This is a genomic window from Streptomyces sp. NPDC004539 (genome assembly GCF_040610055.1).
Lineage (GTDB): Bacteria > Actinomycetota > Actinomycetes > Streptomycetales > Streptomycetaceae > Streptomyces.
Genome location: NZ_JBEXLS010000014.1, coordinates 222,223 through 245,395, shown reverse-complemented (window position 1 = coordinate 245,395; position 23,173 = coordinate 222,223). Strand labels below are relative to the sequence as shown.

Here is a 23,173-nt window from a genome sequence, read left to right as displayed (position 1 = left end):
TCCCTCAAGCGTTCGTGGAGAGTGGAACGGAGTCGTCCTGCTGTCGGTGGTCGTGCGCCGTCCTGCGCCGCTGGGCTCGGCGTTGCTCCTGGAGAAGGGGGTCGGCGACCGGTGCCGCGAGGAGCAGACGCCGCGTGTACGGGTGTCGCGGGTCGAGCGTGACCTGTGCGGCGGGTCCGGTCTCGACGAGGTCGCCGCGCAGGACGACGCCCACCCGGTGGCTGATGTGGCGGACCACGGCCAGGTCGTGCGAGATGAAGAGGTAGGCGACCCCGGTCTCTCGTTGCAGTTCGATGAGCAGGTCCAGCACGCGCGCCTGGGTGGAGAGGTCGAGTGCCGACACCGGTTCGTCGCAGACGATCAGCCGAGGTGCCGGCGCCAGCGCACGGGCGATCGCCACCCGCTGGCGCTGCCCGCCGCTGAACTCGCGCGACATCCGGTTCGGGGAGTCGGCGGGCAGCCCCACCCGGTCGAGCAGTTCCCGCACCCGCTGCCTCGCGTCGTGTGCGCTACGGCCGCCCTTCACGAGTGGTTCGGTGAGGATGTCGCCGATCGTCATGGCCGGATTCAGCGAGGTGTACGGGTCCTGGAACACCACTTGGATGTCGCGCGACAGGGTCCGGCGAACCCGCCGGTCCGCGCGTGTGATGTCCCGCCCGTCGAACTCGATGGTGCCCTCGGTGGGGGTGACCAGTCCGAGAACCGCGCGGCCGATCGTGGTCTTCCCCGAGCCCGACTCCCCTACGATGCCGAGCGTTTCGGCGGGGGCGATGTCGAACGACAGCCCGTGGAGCACTTCGACGGGTTTCGCTCGGAAGCCCCGTCCCGGAAAGGCGACGCGTAGGTCGGACACGTTCAGCAGCGTCATGAGCGGCTCTCCTCGATGGCGGTGACAGGAGCCGGCGCGGGAGGGTCGGTCCGGACGGTCATCTCGTCCAGGATCGAGTCGAGCAGCGAGCGCGTGTACGGCGCTCGGGGCTCCCTGAAGACCGTCCGGGTCTGCCCCGTCTCGACGATCTTCCCGTCGGACATGACGGCGATCCGGTCGCAGAGGTCCGCGACCACGCCGAAGTTGTGGGTGACGAGAAGGATGGCGACCCCGAGGTCGTCCCGGAGATCACGCAGCAGATCCAGGATCTCGGCCTGCACCGTCACGTCCAGCGCGGTGGTCGGCTCGTCGGCGATGAGGAGCTTCGGCTCGCCGGCGACGGCCGCGGCGATCAGGGCACGTTGCGCCATGCCTCCCGAGATCTGATGCGGGTAGGCGTGGAACACGCGGAGCGGCTCACGTATCCCGCACCGCTCCAGCAGTCGCAGGACGCGCTCGCGGGCCTGCCGTCGGCCGATGCCCGCGGAGTGGCGCAGGGTCTCGGTCAGTTGGCTGCCGATGGTGTACGACGGGTCGAGATTCGACATCGGTTCCTGCGGGATGTAGGCCATCACCGACCCGCGCAGGCGGGACAGTTCGCGTTCGGGCAGGTCGAGCACCTCGACACCGTCCAGCCGGATGGAGCCGCGGGTGACGAGCGCTTCCTGCGGGAGCACTCCGAGCGTCGCGAACGCCGTCTGTGTCTTGCCCGAGCCCGATTCACCGACCAGGCCCACGGTCTCTCCGCCGCTCACCGAGAGATCGATCCCGCGGACCACCTCGCGGAGCTCGCCCGACGGCGTCGGGTACGCGATGGCGAGATCCCGGATCTCCAGCAGACCCGTCGCGGGGCCGAGTTCGGGTACGGCGCGGTTCTCCTTCATCGCTCTTCTGCGGCGTGCGGAGATCCGCTGGGGGCGAGGTCCCTCGAAGGCGTCGCGGAGCGCGTTGCCGAACAGGACCAGCGACGCGGTGAGAATCCCCAGTCCGAGGCTCGGCCAGACGAACTGGATCGGCTGTGTGTAGAGGTTGGTGAATCCCTGGCTGATCATCGAGCCGAAGCTCGGCACCGTGTTGCTTCCCAGGCCGAGGAAGGCCAGCCCGGCTTGCAGCGCGATCGATGTCCCGACCATGAAGGCGGCTGCGATGGTGACCGGGCCGCGGATGACGAGGAACACGTGCTTGGAGAGGATGCGGACGTCGCTCAGTCCGGCGACCCGTGCGGCGTCGACGAAGAGCTCGTTCTTGACGCCGAGGACCAGGTTGCGAACGATGCGGTAGATCCCCGTGGACAGGAGCACGCCGAAGATCAGCATGGTGACGCGCAGATCGCCGCCGGTGACCGGGAACAGCACGATCAGGAGCAGCAGCCCGGGGAACGTCATGATCAGGTTGAAGAGCCACTCGGTGCCCACCCGGACGCGCCGCCCGAAGTAGCCTCCGACGAGCCCGGCGCTCACGCCGACGATCAGGGCGACACCGGCACCGATGGCACCGGCGACCAGGCTGGTCCGGACGGAGTAGAGCAGGCGGCTCAGAATGTCGCGGCCCGACGCGTCACCCCCCAGGAGATGGCCGGCAGTTCCGATCGGCGCGTTGACGGCGTCGAGGGACGCGGCGTTCGGCTCGTGCGGGGCGACGAGCGGGGCTATGAGGCCGGCGACGACGTAGGCCGCGACGACGAGAGCGGTGGCCACGGCCTGGGGGTCTCGCCGAAGGCGGTGGAGGAGGCCGCGGCGTGCCGCGCCGGAGACGTCGGCGGCGAGCTTTTCCGTAGTCAATGCAGTCGCGCCTTCGGTTTGAGGTAGCCGTTGACGATGTCGACGACGAGGTTGACGATCACGACGAGCAGCACTCCGAACAGCGTGATGCCGAGGATCATCGGAATGTCGCCGCGCAGCGAGGAATTGAAGGCGAGGGTGCCGTATCCGGGAAGCGCGAAGATCTTCTCCATGATGAGCGCGCCCCCGAGCATGCCGATGAACTCGATGGACAGCACCGTGAGGGCGGGGCCCGCCGCATTGCGCAGCACGTGTTTGAGCACGATGTCCCGGGAACGGAGCCCGCGGGTGCGGAGGGTACGGACGTAGTCCTTGCGCAACTCGTCGGCCACCGAGCCTCGTACCTGTGCGGTCAGGGCCGCGGTACTGCCGACGGACAGCGAGATCACCGGGATCGTGATCGAGGCGAGCCATCCGCTGAAGCTCTCGGTGAGCGGTGTGTATCCGCCGGCGGGGAGTATCCCCCACTGGACGGCGAGTACGGCGACGAGCGTGATCGCGATGAGCAGGTTCGGCACGACGTACCCGAACAGCGACGCGCCCTGGGCGAGCCGGTCGACGATGCCTCCGCGCGTCGCGGCGAGAACGCCCAGAGCGACACTCACGACCGTGCTGAGAACAAGTGCGGAGAGCACGACGGAGAGGGTGACTCCCAGTCTGGCGACGATCGCGTTGCCCACGGGTTCGCTGCCGAACAGCGACACTCCGAAGTCGCCGTGGAGGACGCCTCCGAGCCAGTCGAGGTACTGGACGACGACGGGGCGGTCGAAACCCAGCTCCGCCTTCATGGCGGTGATGGAACGGGGATCGGCGCCGCTGCCCAGGACGGCGCGGACGACGCTGTCGAAGGACAGGCTGAGGAGCAGGAAACTGATGAGGGTGACGAGCGCGGCGAGGACGAGTCCGGCGCCGACACGTCTGACGATGTAGGCGAGCAAGTGGTGCTCCAGGCGTCGTTGACGTGGATGGGTCCGGGAGTCGGTCAGTTCTCCGCGGCGTAGGCGCGGAGGGAGTTCAGCAGGGTGGTCCTGTTGCCGGTGGCCGTGAACTTCACCCCGTCCTTCGTCGCCTTGTAGGTGCCGAAGGAGAAGATCGGTGCGCTGTAGGCGTTCTCGGTCAGGAACCGGTTGATGTCCTGGTAGGCGGCCGGGGTGTCCTTCAGGGATGCGCGGGCCGCCTTCTTGAACAGGGCGTCGAGTCCGGGCTCCGAGGGGTTGAAGACGTTCATGTACCCGCCCGGCGCGAACAATCCCTCGAGGTCCCGCTGCACGAAGCCGGCTCCGAGCATCCAGAAGGCCATCGGATACTGCTTCGTGTAGAGCGAGCTCACGATCTCCTGTGCGGGAACCGTCTTCCACTTGACGGTGATTCCGATGTCCGCGAGCGACTGCGTGATCGACGGCTCGTAGGCCGTGGACAGGACGGTGGAGGGCATCTTGACGGTGAATCCGTCGGGATATCCCGCCTTCGCCAGGAGTTGCTTCGCCGCTGCGGGATCGTACGGATACTCGCCGGCCAGGTCGTCGAGGTAGGCCGGCGTGCCCTTGCCCACGATCTGGTCGTTCGCCTCCCCGGTGCCCTTGAGCAGCTTCGTGACGTACTGCTGACGGTCGAAGGCCATGTTGATCGCCCGCCGGACCCGGACGTCCCGCAGTTCGGGCTGGACGGTGCCGGCGCGATCGAGGAACAGCAGCTCACCCACCGCGACCAGCGGATTGAAAGTGGTCCTGAACCCGGCGGCCTTGACCGCGTCGACCTGGTCGACCCCGATGTCCCCGACGTTCAGCTCCCCGGCGCGCAGGGCGCTGTAGATGGCGGTCGGGTCGTCCATCACCCGAATCCTGACCTTCTTGAACGGGAACGCCTTCGGGTTCCAGTAGTCGTCGCGACGGTTGAGTACGTACGTACTGCCGGTCACGGTCTCCGTCGTGTCGAGCGTGTAGGGGCCGGACCCCACGGGGGTCAGCGCGATGTCCTTGCTCTTGAACGTCTTGGGATCTCCGATCACCCCCAGCGCCAGGGTGAAGTCGGGCAGCAGGGTGGCATCGGGTTCGGACAGTCTGAGCACGACGGTGTCCTTGCCCGTCGCCTCGATGGACGTCACCGACGACAGCTTGCCCTGGTTGGGGCCGGGTGTCCTCTTGGTTCGGTTCAGTGTCGCCGCGACGGCCTCCGCGTCTACGGCGTCGCCGTTGCTGAAGGTCATTCCCGACTGGATCGTGAGCGTCAGCGTGCGCTTGTCCTCGGAGTACGTGAAGGCACTCGCCGCGTTGGGAGCGAGCGCCCCGTTCTCGTCGACCGTGAGCAGAGTGTCGTACAGACCGGACCAGACGTTTTGTGACGCGCCTTCGTCCAGTGCGGACGGGTCGAACGTCGGCGGGGCGGCGTTGATGGCCAGAACGAGCTCGTGATCCTTCGACGCCGCCGGCCCTGCGGCTGAGCATGCGGCACCCGTGAACAGTACGGATGCCATGACGAACGCGGTCGGAACACGCCGAGGACGGCGTCCACGAAGAGGTTGCACCACGGAACTCCCTTGTCCTAAAAACGCTGCACGCCGGACAATGAATCACAAGGCACCCATGTTTTCAATCCTGTGAACGTCAGATTTTCTCGCATGTAGTGCACATATCGGGCGTGAAAACATGGATGGACCCATGTCACCCTCCCCCAATACATGGTGCTACCGTGTTTTCGTTCCGCTCTGCCTCATGGGCGGCCTGATCTCACGCAGGAGGGGTATGAGCGCCGTCGCACCGAAAACATGCGGGACAGTAGTTTCGGGAGTCCGCCCGCTAGGATCGCGCCATGGCAGGCATTTCACGCGGACCGTATGCGAAGACCCAGCGTCGGCGAGAAGCGATCGAGACGGCGGCCCACTCCCTCGTGATCGAGAGGGGCCACGGGGCCATCACGATCGCCGACGTGGCCGAACGCGCGAAGGTCACGGAGGCGACCGTCACCTACCATTTCCCGACGAAGGACCACCTCTTCGTCGGTGCGCTGCGCGCGGACGACCGAGCCACCGAGAAGCTGACGCAGAAGCTGGGCGATCTCGAACACGTCGACATCGAGGCACTCCTGATCACTGTCACCCGGGAGACCTCGACGCACCCCAACACACTGAGGCTGCGGATGGCTCTGGGCGCGGAAGCCGCCGACGAGGCGCACCCCGCCCACGAATACATCCTCAACCGCCAGAACAGCGCCGCCGACTACTTCGCCCTGCTCCTCGACGCCGCCAAGGCGAACGGGCTGGCCCACCCCGATCTCGATCGAGCCGCCGTCGGACGACAGCTCATCGCGCTGTGGGACGGCCTCCAGGCACAGTGGCTCGTCTCCCCCTCCTTCGATCTCACCCAAGAGCTCGTCCGGGGTTTTCGAGCGCTGACGCTTCGCGACGTGATGGAGACACGCAAGGCGATGCAGCAGTTCGTCTCGCAGCTCTGACGCCGATCACCGGAGAGCATCCCCTTCAGATACCGCCCTGTTTCTACGCTCTGGGACTTCGGGGCGGCGTGAATTCAGCGGCCTGACCCCGCCGCGCCCTCGTTGAAGGCGCCGCGCCCGCGGGCGTGAACAGCCCGCGTTCCCCAGGCCGGACCGGAAGCGGCGATCACTCTCGGCGGTGACGCCGACGCGTCCGGCCTCATGGAGATGGCCACCGCCGTCCCGGCCCGCCAGCACCTCCTCTTCCCCGCAGTTCCCCTGACACCGCCGTTCCGAACAAGATCCTGGAGGCGAGCCGATGAGCCGCACCCCCGACCTGCGCCCCGACTTCCTGTGGGGGGCTTCCACCTCACCGCACCAGATCGAGGGCAACAACACCAACAGCGACTGGTGGCGCGCGGAACACCAGAGCCAGGGTCACCTGGAGCTCAGCGGCGACGCCTGCGACAGCTACCACCGTTATCCGGAGGACATGCGACTGCTGGCCGAGGCCGGGCTGAACGCCTACCGGTTCGGCATCGAATGGGCTCGCATCGAGCCGGAGCCCGGCGAGTTCTCCCGAGCCGAACTCGCCCACTACCGGCGCATGATCGAAACCGCGCTCGGACTCGGCCTCGAACCGGTCGTCACCCTGCACCACTTCACCAGCCCCCGCTGGTTCGCCGAGGAGGGCGGCTGGACGTCCCCGACGGCAGTCGACCGGTTCTCCCGCTATGTGGAACAGGTCTGCCCGATCCTCGACGGCGTCACCTGGGTCTGCACCATCAACGAGCCCAACATCCTGTCCCTGATGAGCGGCATGTCGGCCGCCCTCTCCGACGGCGGCGGCGACTTCAACCTCGGCGCGGGCAGGCAGATGCCGATCCCCAGCACAGAGGTCGGAGAGGCGCTCGTGCGCGCCCACCGGGCGGCCGTGAACGTCCTGCGCGAGCACACCTCGGCGAAGGCCGGCTGGACGGTGGCCCAGCAGTCACTCATCGCCACCCCCGGCAACGAGAAGCTGCACGCCGAACTGCGCTACGCCTGGGAAGACCTCTACCACCAGGGCGCCCGCGGTGACGACTTCCTCGGCGTCCAGTCGTACACCAGCCAGCTGGTGGACGAGAACGGCGTCGTTCCCGTGACCGAGAGTCCGGACAACACCCTGACCGGCTGGGCCTACCGGCCCGACGCCCTCGGCATCGCGCTGCGGCAGGCATGGGAGGCGACAGAGGGCGAGATGCCCCTGCTCGTCACCGAGAACGGCATCGCCACCCCGGACGACACGCGCAGAATCGCCTACACGACCGAGGCCCTGAGTCATCTGCACGACGCGGTCGCCGAGGGGATCGACGTCCGCGGCTACCTGCACTGGTCGGCTCTGGACAACTTCGAGTGGGGCCACTGGGCGCCGACGTTCGGGCTCATAGCCGTCGACCGGGAGACGTTCGAGCGCACACCCAAGCCGAGCCTGGCGTGGCTCGGCGCGGTCGCCCGCAAGGGAGGGGCCCTGGAGGCGCGGGGCTGACGGCTGTGGCCGGCGAGGTCGGGCGCGAGCTTCGGATCGGTCGGCTCGTACGGCGCATCGGCGTTCGTCGGGCAAGCGGAAGGGGTGTGCGACCAGTACCGGCCGCACACCCCTCCGTATGCCCCTGCGCCCCGAGGCCGCTCCGGTTCAGCGGACCGTCACGTTGAACACGGGCGACGCGGTCGTGCCATTGACGATGCGCAGGTCGTTCTTGCCCTTCAGGCCGAGTTCGACGCGCAGCGAGTACCCGCCGGTCCGGTTGACGGGCGTGGCGGCGGGCAGGGTGACCCACTTGCCGCGCTGCTTCTGCTGGAGGGTGACCTTGCTGCCAGCTTTGATGCCGGTGGTCGTCCCGGTGACCCGGAACTGCTGCCAGGCGCGGACCGTGGTGACGGACGGCTTGGCGGTGATAGAGGGCTTGACAGCCGGGGCCTTCTGTACGACGGCCTGGGGCGCGGCCTGCGCGACCGACGTGGCCGACGTGGCCGAGGGTGCCGCCATCGCCGTACCCGCGAGGGCGAGGGAGGCGATGCCGAGGGTGGTGACGACGGCCGTGCGGAGAGAGCGACGCTTCGAGACGATCACCGATCGATCCCTTTCTGTGACGATGAGAGAGCTTCGCGCCAAAGGTGTGGTGCGTGGCGATTGGCGCAGTCACTGGGAATGACGGCTCTGTCGCGTCGGGGGTGCATCGGGAGTTGTCCCTGTCTTGTAACGGCCACCGCCTAAGGAAGAGGGGTCACTGGATGACCGACGTCAGGACGTCCACCCCCAGCCGCATCAGCCGGTCCGTGTCGAGGCGGTGGTAGACGAGGCGGCCGTCCCGGCGGGAGGTGAGGAGGCCGACCTCGCGGAGGCGGCCGAGGTGGCGGGAGACCTGGGGTGCGGTCATGCCGGTGCGGGCCGCGAGGTCGGAGGTGGTGATCGGTTCGTTGACGAGGTGGCGGCAGAGTTCGAGGCGCGCGGGTTCGGAGAGGATGGCGAGCCGTAGCCGCACCTGCGCGAGGGAGGCGCGTTCGGTGCCGCTCGCGGCCTCGACGGGGAAGTGGACGACGACGGGGTAGGGCGGGTCGTCCTTGACGATGAGGTGCGGCCGGGCGTGCGCGGACGGCACCAGCAGGCAGCGGCGTCCGCGCGGATCGGCGCGCAGGGACTGGAGCTTGTCGAAGACGACGGCCGGCGGATTGCGGCCGACGACGGCGTTCGGGCTGAGCGAGGCCAGCGCCTCGGGCAGCGGCAGCGCCTGGATACGGGACCGCACCCGCGCGCACTCGCTCTCCAGCCGGTGCCGCACCCGCGCCCACTCCGCGTCGAAGAACTCGGCGGCGCAGCGCCGCAGCAGCTCCAGGAGCCCGGCGCGCATCTCCTCGGGAGCCTGGAGGAGCCGACGGGCCAGCTCGCCCCGGCTGAAGGAGCGCCGTTCGCTGGACTGCACGTAGGCGGCGCGAACGCCCTCGTCGGTGAGCAGGTCACGGGTGTCGAAGAAACCGCCGTGGACCCCGGGCGCGACGACGGTGACGAACTCGTCCGTCGACAGCGCCTCGATCCGGTCGAGTTCCTGGTCCAGGGTTCTGCCGAGGGGCGGTTCCAGCGGCAGCAGCAGCCGGCAGCGGCGCCGGTTCCACAGGGGGGCGTACACCGCGAGGAGGCTCTTGGACTCGGGGGACAGCGCGTTGCTGACGTGCTCCAGCCACGGCCGTACATCGAGGTGGTGCTCGGGTTCGGCGACCGAGTGCAGGCACGCCATCAGTTCGGCGAGCGGGGACAGACCCACGGCGACGTCCGCCGGGACGACCCCCTGCAAGGTGATGACGACGGCCATGCCGCGCAGCGTACAGCGGATGCTTACCGCGCTCGCGGTAAGCGTCGGCGCCGGGGCCGGACGGCGGACCTAGGCTGCGTCCAATTCCGCTCCGAGCAGCGAGAGGCTCCGGCCGATGCACCTGTTTCTGCAAACGTTCTTCGACCCCGGCGAACTGGCCGAGGCGTTCCCTGTCCTGCTGACGGAGGGCCTGCGCAACACCCTGCTGATCGCCTCGCTGGCGATCGTGATGGGCGTCGTCCTGGGGGTGCTCCTCGCGATGCTGCTGCTGTCGCACCGCCGCTGGGTACGGCTCCCCGCGCGGGTCTACGTCGACGTGTTCCGGGGTCTGCCGGCGATCGTCACCGTGAGTCTCGTGGGCCTCGGTCTGCCGGCCGCCGGTGTCCGGCCGTTCGGCCGGGAGCCGCTCGGGTACGCGGTCCTCGCGATCGGCCTGATCTCGGCGGCGTACCTCGCGGAGATCTTCCGCTCCGGCATCCAGGCCGTGCCGTCCGGCCAGTTGAGCGCGGCGCGCAGTCTCGGCATGTCGTACCTGACGGCGATGCGGGTGATCGTCGTCCCGCAGGGGATACGCAACGTGCTCCCCGCGCTGGCCGGGCAGTTCATCATCGACGTCAAGGAGAGCGCGCTGGTGTACCTGCTGGGTCTCGGGGTGGGGCAGCGGGAGCTGTACTTCATCGCGCAGGAACGGCAGGCGGCGACGTACAACTCGTCCGCGCTGGTGGCGGCCGGCGTCTGCTACCTGATGCTGACGATCCCGCTCACCTATCTCGTGAACCGGCTGGACCTGCGGCTGCGCGGCGAAACCGTCCGCAAGGCGAAGAAGCCGACTCCCGTCCCGTCCCCCGTGGAGGTCTGAGCGATGTCCGACACCCTGTCCGAGCACGGCACCCGTACGGGTACGGCCGTCGGCGTCCGAGGGCTACGCAAGAGCTACGGCGACGTGGAGGTGCTGAGCGGCGTTGACCTGGACGTGGCCGTCGGGGAGACGGTGTGCGTCATCGGCCGCTCCGGCTCCGGGAAGTCGACGCTGCTGAAGTGTATGAACCTGCTGGAGGAGCCGACGGCGGGCGAGATCCGCCTCGGCGGCGACCTGATCACCGGTCCCGGTGTCGACGTGGACGCGGTCCGCACCAGGGTCGGCATGGTCTTCCAGCACTTCAACCTGTTCCCGCACCTGAGCGTGCTGGACAACGTGACCGTCGCGCCCCGCAAGGTGCTGCGGCTGGAGCGGACGGCCGCCGAGGAGCGGGCCGTCGCCCAGTTGGAGCGGCTGGGCCTCGCGCATCTCGCCCACTCCCGGCCCGGTCAGCTCTCCGGCGGCCAGCAGCAGCGGGTGGCGATCGCGCGGGCGCTGGCCATGGAACCCGAGGTCATGCTGTTCGACGAGGCGACATCCGCCCTCGACCCCGAGCTGGTCAAGGACGTCCTGGACGTCATGCGGCTGCTCGCCGGCTCGGGGATGACGATGATCGCCGTCACGCACGAGATCGGGTTCGCGCGCGAGGTCGCGGACCGGGTGGTGTTCATGGACGAGGGGCGTGTCGCGGAGTCGGGTCCGGCCCGGACGACGCTGGAACGTCCCCGTACGGCACGGCTGAGCGAGTTCCTCGCCCGCGTCCTCTGAACCTCTTCCCCTCAGGAGTCCGCCATGCGCCTTTCCCCCCGTCACTCGGCCGTCCTCGTCCCCGCTCTCCTCCTCACCGCCTGCGGCAGCGGCAACAGCGGCGAGGCCAACCCGTACGGCCTGATCGACCCCGGTGTCATCCGGTCCGCCACCCAGACCGGCCAGCCGCCGTTCGCGTACGCGGAGGACTCGGGCAGACCCACCGGCTTCGTCGTGGACGTCACCGACGAGATAGCGAAACGCCTGAAGCTGAAGGTCGACTACAAGTCCACGTCCGTCACCGGCTCCCTGTCCGGGCTGACCGCCGGCCAGTACGACCTGGCGTCGTCCGGCCTCGGCGTCACCGAACAGCGCGCGAAGAGCGTCGACTTCACGAAACCCCTGTTCTGGAGCACGGTCGTCGTCCTCACCACCGACAAGAGCACGACCTCGACGTTCGACGGCTTCAACGGCGAGCGCGTCGGCGTGGTGACCGGCTCCTCCCAGGAGGCGCAGCTCCCCACCCGTATCCCGAAGGCGAAGCCGGTCCGCTTCCAGACGCAGAACGCGGCCGTCAGCCAGCTCCTCAACGGCAGCATCGACGCCTTCCTCGTCGGCGGCCCGGACGCGACGGAGTTCGTGAAGCAGTACAAGGGACTGCGCAAGGCGGTCTCCGCCCCCATCGACCACCCGACATCGATGGCGGTCCCCAAGAACCACACCGCCTTCCTGACGGCGGTCGACAAGGAGATCGCCGCCATGGTCGCGGACGGCACGTACGCGAAGCTGTACCGCAAGTACTTCGACACGCTCCCGGAGCCCGAACTCGTCGCCGCCTGGCCCGCGTTGGCCGCCCAGTTCCCCGGAGCGAAGTGATGACCGACTGGGAGCGGCTGTCCTCTTCCTGCTGGCGGCGCGTACTGCGCGTCCCCGCGCGCGACGGCGTCGTCCTCGTCGCCGACGTCTACGCGGACCGCCCCGACCCCGGGCCCGGCCCGGTCGTCCTGGAGCGCACCCCGTACGGCCGCCGGGAGGCGCGCGGTTCGGACGGCGCGCTCGGCGGCGAGAACCCGCCCGCGCCGGAGACCGCCGCCGAGGTGTTCACGCGGGGCGGCTACCGCGTCGTACGGCAGGACTGCCGGGGCCGGGGGGACTCCGGGGGGACGTTCGTGAAGTACCTGAGCGAGGCGGCCGACGGTTACGACACCGTGGAGTGGCTGGCCGGGCAGGCGTGGTGCGACGGGCGGGTGGCGACGATGGGCGTCTCCTACTCCGCGCACGCGCAGGCCGCGCTCGCCTCCCTCGGCGCCCCGCACCTCGCCGCGATGTTCCTGGACTCCGGCGGCTTCGCGAGCGCCTACGAGACGGGCACCCGGATGGGCGGCGCGTTCGAACTCAAGCAGGCCACCTGGGCGTTCCACCGCGCCAAGGTCAGCGAGAGCGTCCGCGCCGACCCCGTCCTGCGCGCCACGCTGGAGTCGGAGGACCTGGCGGCCTGGTTCACCCGCATGCCGTGGCGGCGCGGCGCGAGCCCCCTGCGGTTCGTCCCCGAGTACGAGGACTACCTCCTGGAGCAGTGGGAGAACGGCGCGTTCGGCCCGTACTGGCGCCAGCCCGGCATCTACGCGCGCGGCTACTACGACGCCTTCCCGGACGTCCCCAGCCTGCACATGTCCAGCTGGTACGACCCCTACATCCGTACGGCGACGGAGAACTTCCGCGAGCTGGGCCGCAAGAAGGACAGCCCCGCCTATCTGGTCCTGGGGCCGTGGACGCACGGCAGGCGCAGCGACTCCTTCGCCGGGGACGTCGACTTCGGACCGGCCGCGCGGCTGGACGGGAGCCTCGCGGAGAACTACGCGGCGATGCGCCTTGACTGGTTCGACGCCCACCTCTCCCCCGGCGGCACGGCCCAACTCCCCCCTCCCGTCCGGTACTTCCTCATGGGCGGCGGCTCCGGCCGGCGTACCCCCGAGGGGCGGCTCGACCACGGCGGGCACTGGCGTACGGCGCTGACCTGGCCGCCGGAGGAGGCCCGGCTGCTCACCCTCGCGCTGGGCGCGGACGGGACGCTCGTCGAGCGGGCGCCGGACCCGGACGACGGTCCGGGCGGGTTCCTGGAGTACGACTTCGACCCCCGTGACCCCGTCCCGACCCTCGGTGGCCAAGTCACCTCCGGGGAGCCGGTGATGAGCGGCGGCGCCTTCCACCAGCACCCGGACGGACGGTTCTTCGGGGCCGCCGAACCCCATCTCCCGCTCGCCAGCAGGCCGGACGTCCTGGTCTTCGAGACGCCGCCGCTCACCGAGGACGTCGCCGTCGCCGGCCCGGTGAGCGTGCGGCTCACGGTCTCCTCCAGCGCTCCCGACACCGACTTCACGGTCAAGCTCGTCGACGTCCATCCGCCGAGCGCGGACTATCCGCAGGGGTTCGCGATGAACCTCACCGACGGGATTCTGCGCTGCCGTTACCGGGACTCGTTCAGCGATCCGGCACCGATGGTGCCGGGTGAGACGTACGAGATCACCGTCGAGGCGCCGGACACCGCGAACCTGTTCCTCACGGGGCACCGCATCCGGCTCGACGTCAGCTCCAGCAATTTCCCCCGCTTCGACGTCAATTCCAACACCGGGGGGCCGGAGGCGGGCGGGCGACGGAAGGCCGTCGCGGTCAACCGGGTCTGGGCGGGGGGCCGTTCGTGGCTGACGCTGGCGGTGCTCGGTGCGGGCGGCGGGGGGTCGGTGCTCGGCGGAGGCGGTGGGGCGGGGGCCGGAGGGACGGTGCTCGGCGGAGGCGACCAGGCAGGCGCCGGAAGGACGGTGCTCGACGGAGGCGACGAGGCAGGCGCCGACAAGAGCGCCGGAGAGGTGGCCCCTGATGCGTGACGGGACCCTCTCCCCCGCCTGGCGGGACGCGGGCGTCCGTGACGGCTTCACGCTCGCCGCCGTCGGTGACCTGGTCCTGGACGACGCGCTCGCGCCGCTCCTGGAGGCCCGCTCGCCCGACCTGCTGGCCCTGCTGCGCTCGGCGGACGTGACGTTCGGCAACTTCGAGAGCACCGCCGTCGACCTGGCCGGGTTCGGCGGCTGGCCGGAGGCGGAGTCGGGCGGCTCGTGGCTGATCAGCACCGCGCGCGTCCCCGCCGACCTGCGGCGCATCGGCTTCGACCTGGTCGCGCGGGCCAACAACCACACCACCGACTGGGGCGTCGCCGGGATGCGCTCCACCGACCGGCTGCTCACCGAGGCGGGGATCGTGCACGCCGGTACCGGCGAGACCCTCGCCGACGCCCGCGCCCCGCGTTTCCTCACCACCCCGGCCGGCCGGGTCTCCCTCGTCTCCGCCGCCTCCCGTTTCGAGGCGATGTCCCGCGCCGCCGACCCGCTGGGCCGCGTCCCCGGCCGGCCCGGCGTCAACGCGCTGCGCACCACCCGGCACGTCGCCGTCCCCGCCGCGCGCCTGCGTGAACTCGCACTGGTCCGGGACGGGTTGCCGCCGGGCTCCGTACGCGCCTCGGTCCTCGCGGCGGACGACCGCGACGGCACCGTCACCCTCTTCGGCACCCGCTACACCGCCAAGTCCGGCCCCGAACCCCACACGGACGACGTCGAGTTCCGCTTCACCGTCCACGAAGGGGACCGCCGGGAGATCCTGCGCTCGGTACGGCAGGCCAAGCAGACCTCCGACTTCACGATCGCCACCATGCACACCCACGAGCCGGGGAACTACAGCCGACAACCCCCGGACTTCTTCCCCGAGTTCGCCCGCGAGGCCGTCGACAACGGCGCCGACGCCTTCATCGGCCACGGCCCGCACCAGCTCCGGGGCATCGAGATCTACCAGGGCCGCCCGATCTTCCACTCCCTGGGCAACTTCTTCTTCATGGAGAACACCCAACAACCCCTCACTCCCGGCGCCTTCGACAAGGACCCCACTCAACCCGGCGAGACGGAGGCCGAGTTCCTGGAGCGCAAACGCGTCCACGGCGTCTTCGGCGAGCAGCTCTGGTACGAGTCCGTCGTCGCCGTCAGCCGCCACGCCGCCGACGGCACGCTCCTCGCCCTCGACCTCCACCCTGTCGAACTCCACTGGTCCGGCCCCCGCGACGCCGACCGAGGCATCCCCCGCCTGGCCTCCGGCCCCGACGCGAACCGCATCCTGCACCGGCTGCGCGAACTCTCGGCACCCTTCGGCACGGAGATCACCGTCGAGGAGGGGGTGGGTCACATCCGCCTCCGCTGTCAGATTCAATAATTCACCCATTAATCCATTGCGCGATACAAGCATTTCCCCTTAAAGAATCCGGCCGGCCTACAGATCCCATAAGTGATCAGTCGATCGAAGGGATTTCCCATGACCCGGTCAGACAGTCGAGAACCGCTTCCGGTCCACTTAATCGCCGGCCCCACCGGGGTCGGAAAGAGTGCCGTCGCCTCAGGTCTCGCGCAGCACATCGGGGCGCCGGTCGTCGTGGCGGACCGCATCCAGTGCTTCACCGATCTCGCCACCACCAGCGCCCGGGCGGGAGCGGACGTCCCGGGAGTGGAGCGGGTGCGGCTGGGCGACCGCACCGTCGCCGACGGCGACTACCCGGCGGACCAAGCGGCGCGGTGCCTGGTGGAGCAGGTGGAGCGACTGGGCCAGTCGGCGCCCGCGGTGATCATCGAAGGAGGGTCGATCTCCTTGGTCACCCTCCTGGTGCGCGGACTGCCCCGGCTCCCCTGGAGCGTCACGACGCAGTTCCTCGTCCCGCCCGCGGACCCCGGCCGCTACCTCAAGGCGCTCACCGAGCGGGCACACGCGATGCTCCGCCCCCGGCCCCGCAGCGCAGGAAGCGACACTCGACTGGTGCGCGCAATACTCTCTGGACCCGGCCTCCCCCTCGAACGAAGACGTTCCGGAATATCTCCTCGACAAGCTCGCGGCCATGATCGCGCAATGTCACGCGGAACACGCGGAGGACCAGCAGAGGGCATTCCAGAGGATAGTCCCGAGAATTCCGCCGAATCCCCTCTGGACGCTCTCGGCGTGAACGGGCGCCGATGAAAAGCGTCACCGTATTCTGCGGAGCGGCATCGGGCCGCGACCCCGCTTACACGTGTATGGGCGCGGTCGCGGACGCCGCCCTCGCCGCCGGCGGGACCGTCGTCGGCGTCATCCCCGGGGAGTTCCCCCGCGAGATCGCGCACACGGGGCTGAGCACGCTCCACATCGTCCCCGACATGCACAGCCGAAAGGCCCTCATGGCCGAACTGGGGGACGCGTTCGTGGCCCTCCCCGGCGGTCTCGGCACCGCCGAGGAACTCTTCGAAGTCCTCACCTGGGCCCAGATACGCCTGCACAGCAAACCGTGCTTCCTCCTCGACGACAGCGGCTACTACCGCCATCTGCTGGCGCACCTGCGCCACACCGCCCAGGAGGGCTTCGCCGACTCCACGGACATCGCACACCTCACCGTCTGCCGCGCCCCCCACGAAGTGGTCCGGCAGTTGCGCCTCATGAAGGGGACAGCCGTATGAACGTCCTCCTGATCGCGGGACTCGGACCCGAGTACCCGAACCGTTCGCTCCTCGCCGGCTCGGCCTTCGAAGCGCTCTGTGCCCCGGGTGGGTTCCCGGCCCGGTCCGCGGAGGTCGCCCAGCTCGCCGCGCTGCGGGCCGGGACGCCCGGCGGCTCGCTGCCTCTGCTCCGGCGGCGCGAGGCGGCGAGCGGCATCCGCGCCGTCTCCTCGGTCCGGCTCCAGCACGTCGAGAGGGACGACGAGTCGGCGACCGCGCCGCACCTCACCACGTTCACCGTCCCCGCCATCCTGGAGGCCGCGGGGGTCGACCACGACCACTTCCCCGCCGAGGGGATCTGGAACGGCTCGGACACGGAACCGTCCGGCCCCTACGACGTCGTCCTGCTGTCGACGACGTTCATGTGGGACCGGGCCACGCCGGCCAAGGCGGTCGGCTGGGTGGCGGAGCGCTTCCCCACGACGACGCTGGTCCTCGGCGGCCAGTACAGCAATCTCAAGTACCAGCAGATCCTGGACGCGCACCCGTTCGTCCGCTACGTGGTGCGCGGTGACGCGGAACCCGCTCTGGTGCCGCTCCTCGACGCCCTGCGCCGGGGCGAACCGGTGGGCGACGTGCCCAATCTGGTCCGGCGCGACCCGGACACCGGCCGCGTCCGCCTGACCGGTATCCGGTACGCCGACCTGGAGGCGCTTCCGTCGCCGGCGCCGTCGGGGAGGTTCCCCGTCATTCCGTACGAGTCGATGCGCGGCTGCCCCTTCACCTGCAAGTACTGCTCCTTCCCCGCCGCGTCCCCGAAGTGGCGGTACAAGTCCGCGCGGAAGGTCGCGGGGGACTTCGCGCGCTACCGTGACGAGCACGGGGCGCAGTACGTGAAGGCGCTCGACTCCACCTTCACCGTGCCGCCCACCCGGTTGCGCGCCCTGCTGCCGATGCTCAAGGAGACCGGGGTGGCCTGGGAGGCGTACACGCGCGCCAACTCCATCAGCGACCGGTCCGTCGTGGACGCGCTCGACGAGGCCCACTGCCGGGCGCTGGCCATCGGGTTCGAGTCGATGAACGACACGACGCTGACGTACATGAACAAGAAGGTCAAGGCGCGCGCGAACCGCACCGCGTTCGAACTGCTCGCGCGCAGTTCCCTGCACTACTTCACCTCGTTCATCGTCGGCTACCCCGGCGAGAGTCCCGAACTGTACGACGACACACGGAAGTTCCTCGTCGACGAGTACGAAGGCCCCTTCGCCCTCTACGTCTTCATGCTGAACGACGAGACGATGCCGGTATGGCAGGACGCCGAACGCTTCGGCCTGCGCGTCCGCGACGCGGACGGTGACGCCGGCCACTGGTCTCACGTGGGCATGGACAGCGACACCGCGCACCGGCTCCAGTTGGAGACCCTGCGCGAGGTCCGCTGGAAGAACGACCGCGCCATGCACCGCACATGGCAGCGCGACTACGAGCTTCCCCTCCTGCCGGACCGCTCCGTCGAGGAGAACTCCCGCGTCGAGAAGCTGGTCGACCGGCTCGGGATGGCGAGCGCCGACTTCCCGGACCCGGCGACCGCTGCGGACCGCCGCGCGGGCCTGCTCGCGGACCTCGCCGCACACGGGGTGACCGACCACAGGGAACCTTAGCGCCACTTATTGCATAAGTATCCGCGCCGAACATCAGACATACACCATAAGTACATTACCCTGGCGGTGATCGACGGAACCGAATCCCCTTCGACGCCAAGGACCCCCGCCATGAAAGTCCACCACCTCAACTGCGGCACGATGCGCGCCCCAGGAGCCCCCCTCGTCTGCCACGTCCTCCTGATCGAGACCGCGAACGGCCTGGTGCTGGCCGACTCCGGATACGGTCTCGACGACGTGGCCGACCCCGCGCGCCGTGTCGGTCCGTCCCGGTACTTCACCCGGCCGGTGCTCGACGCCGAGGAGACGGCCGCCCGGCAGGTGGAGGCGCTGGGCTTCCGGCGGGAGGAGGTCCGGCACATCGTCCTCACCCACTTCGACGCGGACCACATCGGCGGCCTGTCCGACTTCCCGTGGGCCGAGGTCCACCTCACCGCCGACGAGGCGCTCGGCGCCGTCCACTCCCCCTCCCGGCGGGAGCGGCTGCGCTACCGCAGCGCGCAGTGGCAGCACGGTCCGAAGCTGGTCGAGCACCGGCCCGACGGCGAGAAGTGGCGAGGTTTCGCGGCGGCCCGGGAACTCGACGCGATCGCCCCCGGCATCGTCCTGCTCGCCCTGCCCGGCCACACGCGCGGCCACGCCGCCGTGGCGGTCGACACCGGGCAACGCTGGCTGCTGCACACCGGGGACGCCTTCTACCACCACGGCACGCTCGACGGGCGCTCCCGGGTCCCCGCCGCCCTGCGCGGCATGGAGGCGCTCATCGCGTACGACGGCAAGCAGGTCCGCGACAACCACGCCCGCCTCGCCGAACTGCACCGGCGGGCCGACCCCGATCTCCTCGTCGTCAACGCGCACGACCCGGCGCTGCTGGAACGGGCGCGCGCCACCGCGTAGCCGCTGTGACCGCCGACATTGCGGTGATCCGGCCGGTCACCATACGTTGACCTGCGGATTTCCCTACGCCCGGCGAAAGGTGCGGCCCGGTGGGACGACAGGAGAAGCCGCTCGACCCCGAGGCCGGTCCCGTACAGCGGCTCGCGCACGACCTGCGGGTGCTGCGGGAGAAGGCCGGGAAGCCGACGTACCGGGAGATGGCCAAGCGGACCGGCTACTCGGCGGCGGCGCTGTCGCAGGCGGCGGCCGGGGCCCAGGTACCGTCGGCGGCGGTCGTCCGGGCGTACGCCGAGGCGCTGGACGCCGACCCCGGGGAGTGGGAGGAGCGGCGGCACGAGGCCGACGAAGCGGCTCGGGAGAGCACGGTCGAGGACGACGCCGCCGCGCCGCCGTACCGGGGGCTCGCGCGTTTCGAACCGGCCGACAGTGAGCTGTTCTTCGGGCGGAAGCGGCTGGTCGGCGAGGTGCTGACGCTGGTGCGCGAGCACCGGTTCGCGGCGGTGTTCGCTCCGTCGGGCGGCGGCAAGTCCTCGCTGCTGCGCGCCGGGCTCGTACCGGCGCTGCGGGAGGAGACCGGGGCCGGGCGGCCTGCGGTGATCCGGGTCCTCACGCCGGGCGAGCGGCCGGCCCGTACCCACGAGAAGGCGCTGGTGCCGCTGGCGGGTGACGGGGACACGTGGGTGGTCGTCGACCAGTTCGAGGAGGTGTTCACGCTGTGCCGGGACCGGGCGGAGCGGGACCGGTTCCTGGACCTGCTGCTCGCGGCCCGCGCACCCGGCGGCCGGCTGCGGGTCGTCGTCGCCGTACGCGGTGACTTCTACGGCCACTGCGCCGCCCACGAGGAACTCGCCGCCGCCGTGAGCCGTGCCGGTCTGCTCGTCGGGCCGATGAGCCGGGACGAGCTGCGGGAGGTCGTGACCGGTCCGGCGGGGGCCGTCGGCCTCAATGTCGAGCGGGCCCTCACCTCGCGGGTCGTCGAGGAGGTCGCCGGACGTACCGGTGCGCTGCCGATGCTGTCGCACGCGCTGCTGGAGACCTGGCGGCGGCGCCGGGGGCGGACGCTGACGCTGGCCGCGTACGAGGAGGCGGGCGGGGTGAGCGGCGCGATCGCCGCCACGGCCGAGCGGGAGTACGCCGCGCTCTCCCCGGCGCAGGCCCGCACCGCCCGCCGGGTCCTGCTGCGCCTGATCGCCCCCGGCGAGGGCACTGCGGACACCCGGCGCCCCGCCGAACGCGCCGAGCTGGAGACCGGCCCGGACGCCGGTGCCGTCGTGGAGCGGCTCGCCGCCGCCCGGCTGATCACCGTCGACGACGGCACCGTGGAACTCGTCCACGAAGCCCTCATCACCGGCTGGCCCCGGCTCGGCGCGTGGATCGACGAGGACCGCGAGCGTCTGCACGAACTGCGCAGGCTGCGGGAGGCGGCACGGGTCTGGGAGGGGCTGGGGCGGGACGCGGGGGCGGTGTTCCGGGGGACGCAGCTGGCGCGGGCGGAGGAGTTCTTCGCGGTGCCGGACCATCTGGACGACGCTGGGGCGAGCCACCCCGAGGACGCCGAGCCGGATCGCTCCGACGACGCCGAGCCGAGCCACTCCGACGACGCCGTGCCGGGCCGCCCCGGCATTGCCACGCCGGACCACACCGAAGGCCCCGCACCGACCCGCCCCGACGGCGCTGCGGCGAATCACTCCAGCCGCCCAGCTCCGGGCCACTCCGCCCCCGCCGCGCCGGCCCGCCCCGGCGGCGCCCCTACGGCACCCCACTCCGACAACCCCGCCCCGGGCCACCCCACCCCGCCCCCCGACGACGACCTCACCCCACCCGAACGCGCCTTCCTCACCGCCTCCCTCGCCGTCCGTGCCGCCGAGCGGCGCGCCGAGGCGCGGGCGGTGAAGCGGACCCGTGCCTTCACCACCGCGCTCTGCTCGCTCGTGGTGATCGCGCTGGCCGCCGGACTCCTCGCCTGGCAGCGCGACCGCAGCAGCCAGGAGGAGGCCGACAAGGCCGCCGCCCGCCGCATCGCCTCCGCCGCCGGCACCCTGCGCTCCACCGACCCCCGCACCGCCGCCCTCCTCGGCGTCGCCGCCTGGAAGCTCGCCCCGCTCACCGAGTCCCGGGCGGCCCTGCTCAGCGGCCTCGACCAGCCCGAACAGGACGCGTTCACCGACCCCCAGACCGGCAAGGACACCCGCCGCTACCTCGTCGACCAGGGACGCACCCTGGTCAGCGTGGCGGGACAGCAGGCCACCGTCTGGGACGTGACCGGCGCGAGACAGACCGGCTCGTACCGGCTGCCCGCCGACCTGGAGGCGGGCCGGCTGAGCCCGGACGGCGCCACCTTCGACCTCACCGGCTCGGACGGCGACCAGCTGTGGCGCCCCAAGGACGACCGGACCGCCGCGGACCTGCGCGGCTCCGACGTCTTCACCGGCTTCACCGACGACGGCACCGGCTACCTCCTCAGCCCCCTCGACGGCACCGGCACGGCCGAACTGCACCGCCTGAGCGACGGCAAGGCCGTCTTCCGTACGCCGTCGGGCCCCCTGTCGGCGGCTGCGGTCGCCCCCGGCAACCGGCTGATCGTGCTCTGCCCCGCCGGCGGCACCCCCCAGGTCTGGCGGGACGGCACCCGGCTGCCCGGCGCCTGGGACGACGCGAAGGTGTGCGGCACCGGCACCGGCGCGGACTCCGGCGTGCCGATGATCCGCCTCACCCCGGACGGCAAAAGGCTGGCGGTGCCCTCGGGCAGCGGCGTCACCGTCTGGGACGTGGCGAGCGGGCGTGCGGTCACCGACATGGCCGCCACCGCCCACCCGGGACTCACCGGCGCCGCGCTCTCCCCCGACGGCACGTTCCTCGCCCTCACGGACGCCTCGGACCTCCAGGTGTGGCGGCTCGACGGCGACCCGGTCCAGGTCCTGGCCCGCCCCCTGACCGGCACCGGCGCGGCCGACCTGACCTGGTCCCCGGGGACGTCGCGAACCCTGCGCCTCCTCGACGACGGCACCGTCCGCACCTACGACCTCACCACCGCCCTCAGCCCCGGACGACAGCCCGCCACGACCGACACCGCCGCCCTCGGCCCCGACGGCACCACCCTCGCCACGGCCACCCGCACAAGCACCGGCTACCGGCTCGACCTCCGCTCCACACACACCGGCGCCGTACTCCTGCACACCGCCCTGAACGCGTCCCCGTCCTCGACGGACCCGGCGCCCGTCCTGTCCTACAGCCCGGACGGCACGGCACTCATGGCCGCCGACGGCGGCGGTTCCTCGCACATCCGGTTCAGCGTGTGGGACGTACGTACCCGCAAACTGCGGACCTCCTTCGAAGTCCCCGGCGAGACCATGGACACGGCGGACGGGATCGCGCTCGGCCCCGGCGGCCGTACCCTCCTGGTCCCCCGGCTGAAGGACGGGGGCAGCGTCGTGGACGTGTGGGACACGAGCGGTTCCCGGGCCCGCCGGACGTCGACGCAGGCCGGTCCGGACGGCGGCGTCGCGGCGGTGCGGCCGGACGGACGGCTCGTGGTGGGCTCGTACGACGAGTACGCCCGGCTCCCTTCCGCCTCGGTCACGGGCCGGGCGCTCGCCGACGGCCGGAAGGTCACCGCACTCGCCTTCAGCCCCGACGGCGGCCGGCTGGCGGTCGGGGACGACAGCGGGCGCGTCACGCTCTGGGACGGGGACGTCGAGCACCGGCTCGGTGTGCTGTCCGGGATCTCCTCGGCGGGCTCGCACGAGACGGTCTCCGCGCTCGCCTTCGCCGCCGACGGCCGCACCCTCGCCGTCGGCGGCGACAGCGGAAGCCTCCAGCTGTGGGACACCGGCTCGCAGCAGCCACTCGTCACCACGCTGCCCGTCCCGGGGGACGCGATCCTGGCCGTCTCCTTCGCCCCGGACGGCGGGACGCTGTACGCGAGCGGTCCGCACGCGCCGCTCCAGAGCTACGACGTCGACCCCGGCAGAGCCGCCAAAATCATTTGCGAACGCAATGTCGGTGGGTTGAGCGAGGCGCAGTGGCGGGCGTACGTCCCGGACGCCCCGTACCGGGAGATCTGCGGCGGCTGACCGGCCTTGTTTT

Annotated in this window: 18 protein-coding genes; 12 read left to right on the top strand and 6 right to left on the bottom strand. The window is 70.8% G+C overall.

Features of this window, described 5'->3' with window-relative positions; translation table 11 throughout:
• Positions 1-4: 4 nt before the first annotated feature.
• Genes ABZX85_RS28130 through ABZX85_RS28115 form a run of 4 tightly spaced genes read right to left on the bottom strand, consistent with a single transcriptional unit; the run spans position 5 to position 5,122 of the window.
• On the bottom strand, positions 5-868 hold the full coding sequence (locus tag ABZX85_RS28130; RefSeq protein WP_355874125.1) for an ATP-binding cassette domain-containing protein: 864 nt from the start codon (positions 866-868) through the stop codon (positions 5-7).
• The gene (locus tag ABZX85_RS28125) at positions 865-2,649 is read right to left on the bottom strand and encodes a dipeptide/oligopeptide/nickel ABC transporter permease/ATP-binding protein (protein WP_355874123.1); all 1,785 of its coding nucleotides are present in this window, start codon (positions 2,647-2,649) and stop codon (positions 865-867) included. Before ABZX85_RS28125 ends, ABZX85_RS28130 begins: the two co-directional genes overlap by 4 nt.
• A complete protein-coding gene (locus ABZX85_RS28120) occupies positions 2,646-3,587 on the bottom strand; it encodes an ABC transporter permease (protein WP_355874120.1) in 942 nt (313 codons plus the stop codon). The genes ABZX85_RS28125 and ABZX85_RS28120 overlap by 4 nt, the downstream gene beginning before the upstream one ends.
• A gap of 44 nt (positions 3,588-3,631) precedes the next feature.
• Entirely contained in the window at positions 3,632-5,122 is a 1,491-nt protein-coding gene (locus ABZX85_RS28115; protein WP_355874118.1) for an ABC transporter substrate-binding protein, read from the bottom strand.
• Between the two features lie 335 nt (positions 5,123-5,457).
• Here ABZX85_RS28115 and ABZX85_RS28110 point away from each other — a divergent pair, with 335 nt between their 5' ends.
• Positions 5,458-6,099 (top strand): TetR/AcrR family transcriptional regulator, encoded by a 642-nt coding sequence (locus tag ABZX85_RS28110; RefSeq protein WP_355874115.1) that lies wholly within the window; start codon positions 5,458-5,460, stop codon positions 6,097-6,099.
• A 298-nt stretch (positions 6,100-6,397) separates the two neighbouring features.
• A complete protein-coding gene (locus ABZX85_RS28105) occupies positions 6,398-7,606 on the top strand; it encodes a family 1 glycosylhydrolase (protein WP_355874112.1) in 1,209 nt (402 codons plus the stop codon).
• 147 nt (positions 7,607-7,753) lie between these two features.
• Here ABZX85_RS28105 and ABZX85_RS28100 read toward each other — a convergent pair whose 3' ends face one another.
• Both ABZX85_RS28100 and ABZX85_RS28095 read right to left on the bottom strand, forming a co-directional pair.
• The gene (locus ABZX85_RS28100; protein WP_355874109.1) at positions 7,754-8,191 is read right to left on the bottom strand and encodes a hypothetical protein; all 438 of its coding nucleotides are present in this window, start codon (positions 8,189-8,191) and stop codon (positions 7,754-7,756) included.
• 154 nt (positions 8,192-8,345) lie between these two features.
• Complete coding sequence (locus ABZX85_RS28095; protein ID WP_355874106.1) at positions 8,346-9,428, bottom strand: DUF5937 family protein; 1,083 nt, start codon at positions 9,426-9,428, stop codon at positions 8,346-8,348.
• A 115-nt stretch (positions 9,429-9,543) separates the two neighbouring features.
• Here ABZX85_RS28095 and ABZX85_RS28090 point away from each other — a divergent pair, with 115 nt between their 5' ends.
• From ABZX85_RS28090 to ABZX85_RS28045, 10 genes are all read left to right on the top strand, one after another.
• Positions 9,544-10,287, top strand: coding sequence for an amino acid ABC transporter permease (locus tag ABZX85_RS28090; protein WP_355874103.1), 744 nt, complete (start codon positions 9,544-9,546; stop codon positions 10,285-10,287).
• A 3-nt stretch (positions 10,288-10,290) separates the two neighbouring features.
• On the top strand, positions 10,291-11,055 hold the full coding sequence (locus ABZX85_RS28085) for an amino acid ABC transporter ATP-binding protein (protein ID WP_355874100.1): 765 nt from the start codon (positions 10,291-10,293) through the stop codon (positions 11,053-11,055).
• Between the two features lie 24 nt (positions 11,056-11,079).
• A complete protein-coding gene (locus tag ABZX85_RS28080) occupies positions 11,080-11,910 on the top strand; it encodes a transporter substrate-binding domain-containing protein (protein ID WP_355874097.1) in 831 nt (276 codons plus the stop codon).
• On the top strand, positions 11,910-13,919 hold the full coding sequence (locus ABZX85_RS28075; protein ID WP_355874094.1) for a CocE/NonD family hydrolase: 2,010 nt from the start codon (positions 11,910-11,912) through the stop codon (positions 13,917-13,919). The genes ABZX85_RS28080 and ABZX85_RS28075 overlap by 1 nt, the downstream gene beginning before the upstream one ends.
• Positions 13,912-15,288, top strand: coding sequence for a CapA family protein (locus ABZX85_RS28070; RefSeq protein ID WP_355874092.1), 1,377 nt, complete (start codon positions 13,912-13,914; stop codon positions 15,286-15,288). Before ABZX85_RS28075 ends, ABZX85_RS28070 begins: the two co-directional genes overlap by 8 nt.
• Before the next feature lie 99 nt (positions 15,289-15,387).
• Positions 15,388-16,080 carry an isopentenyl transferase family protein gene (locus ABZX85_RS28065; RefSeq protein WP_355874090.1) on the top strand — a complete coding sequence of 231 codons (693 nt, stop codon included), beginning with the start codon at positions 15,388-15,390 and terminating at the stop codon, positions 16,078-16,080.
• Positions 16,077-16,553 (top strand): TIGR00730 family Rossman fold protein, encoded by a 477-nt coding sequence (locus ABZX85_RS28060; protein WP_355874087.1) that lies wholly within the window; start codon positions 16,077-16,079, stop codon positions 16,551-16,553. Before ABZX85_RS28065 ends, ABZX85_RS28060 begins: the two co-directional genes overlap by 4 nt.
• Positions 16,550-18,190, top strand: coding sequence for a radical SAM protein (locus ABZX85_RS28055; RefSeq protein WP_355874084.1), 1,641 nt, complete (start codon positions 16,550-16,552; stop codon positions 18,188-18,190). Before ABZX85_RS28060 ends, ABZX85_RS28055 begins: the two co-directional genes overlap by 4 nt.
• Positions 18,191-18,301: 111 nt before the next feature.
• Entirely contained in the window at positions 18,302-19,087 is a 786-nt protein-coding gene (locus ABZX85_RS28050) for an MBL fold metallo-hydrolase (protein ID WP_355874082.1), read from the top strand.
• 89 nt (positions 19,088-19,176) lie between these two features.
• Positions 19,177-23,160: a hypothetical protein gene (locus ABZX85_RS28045; RefSeq protein WP_355874079.1), complete on the top strand. Its 3,984-nt coding sequence runs from the start codon at positions 19,177-19,179 to the stop codon at positions 23,158-23,160.
• The last annotated feature ends 13 nt before the right edge of the window (positions 23,161-23,173 follow it).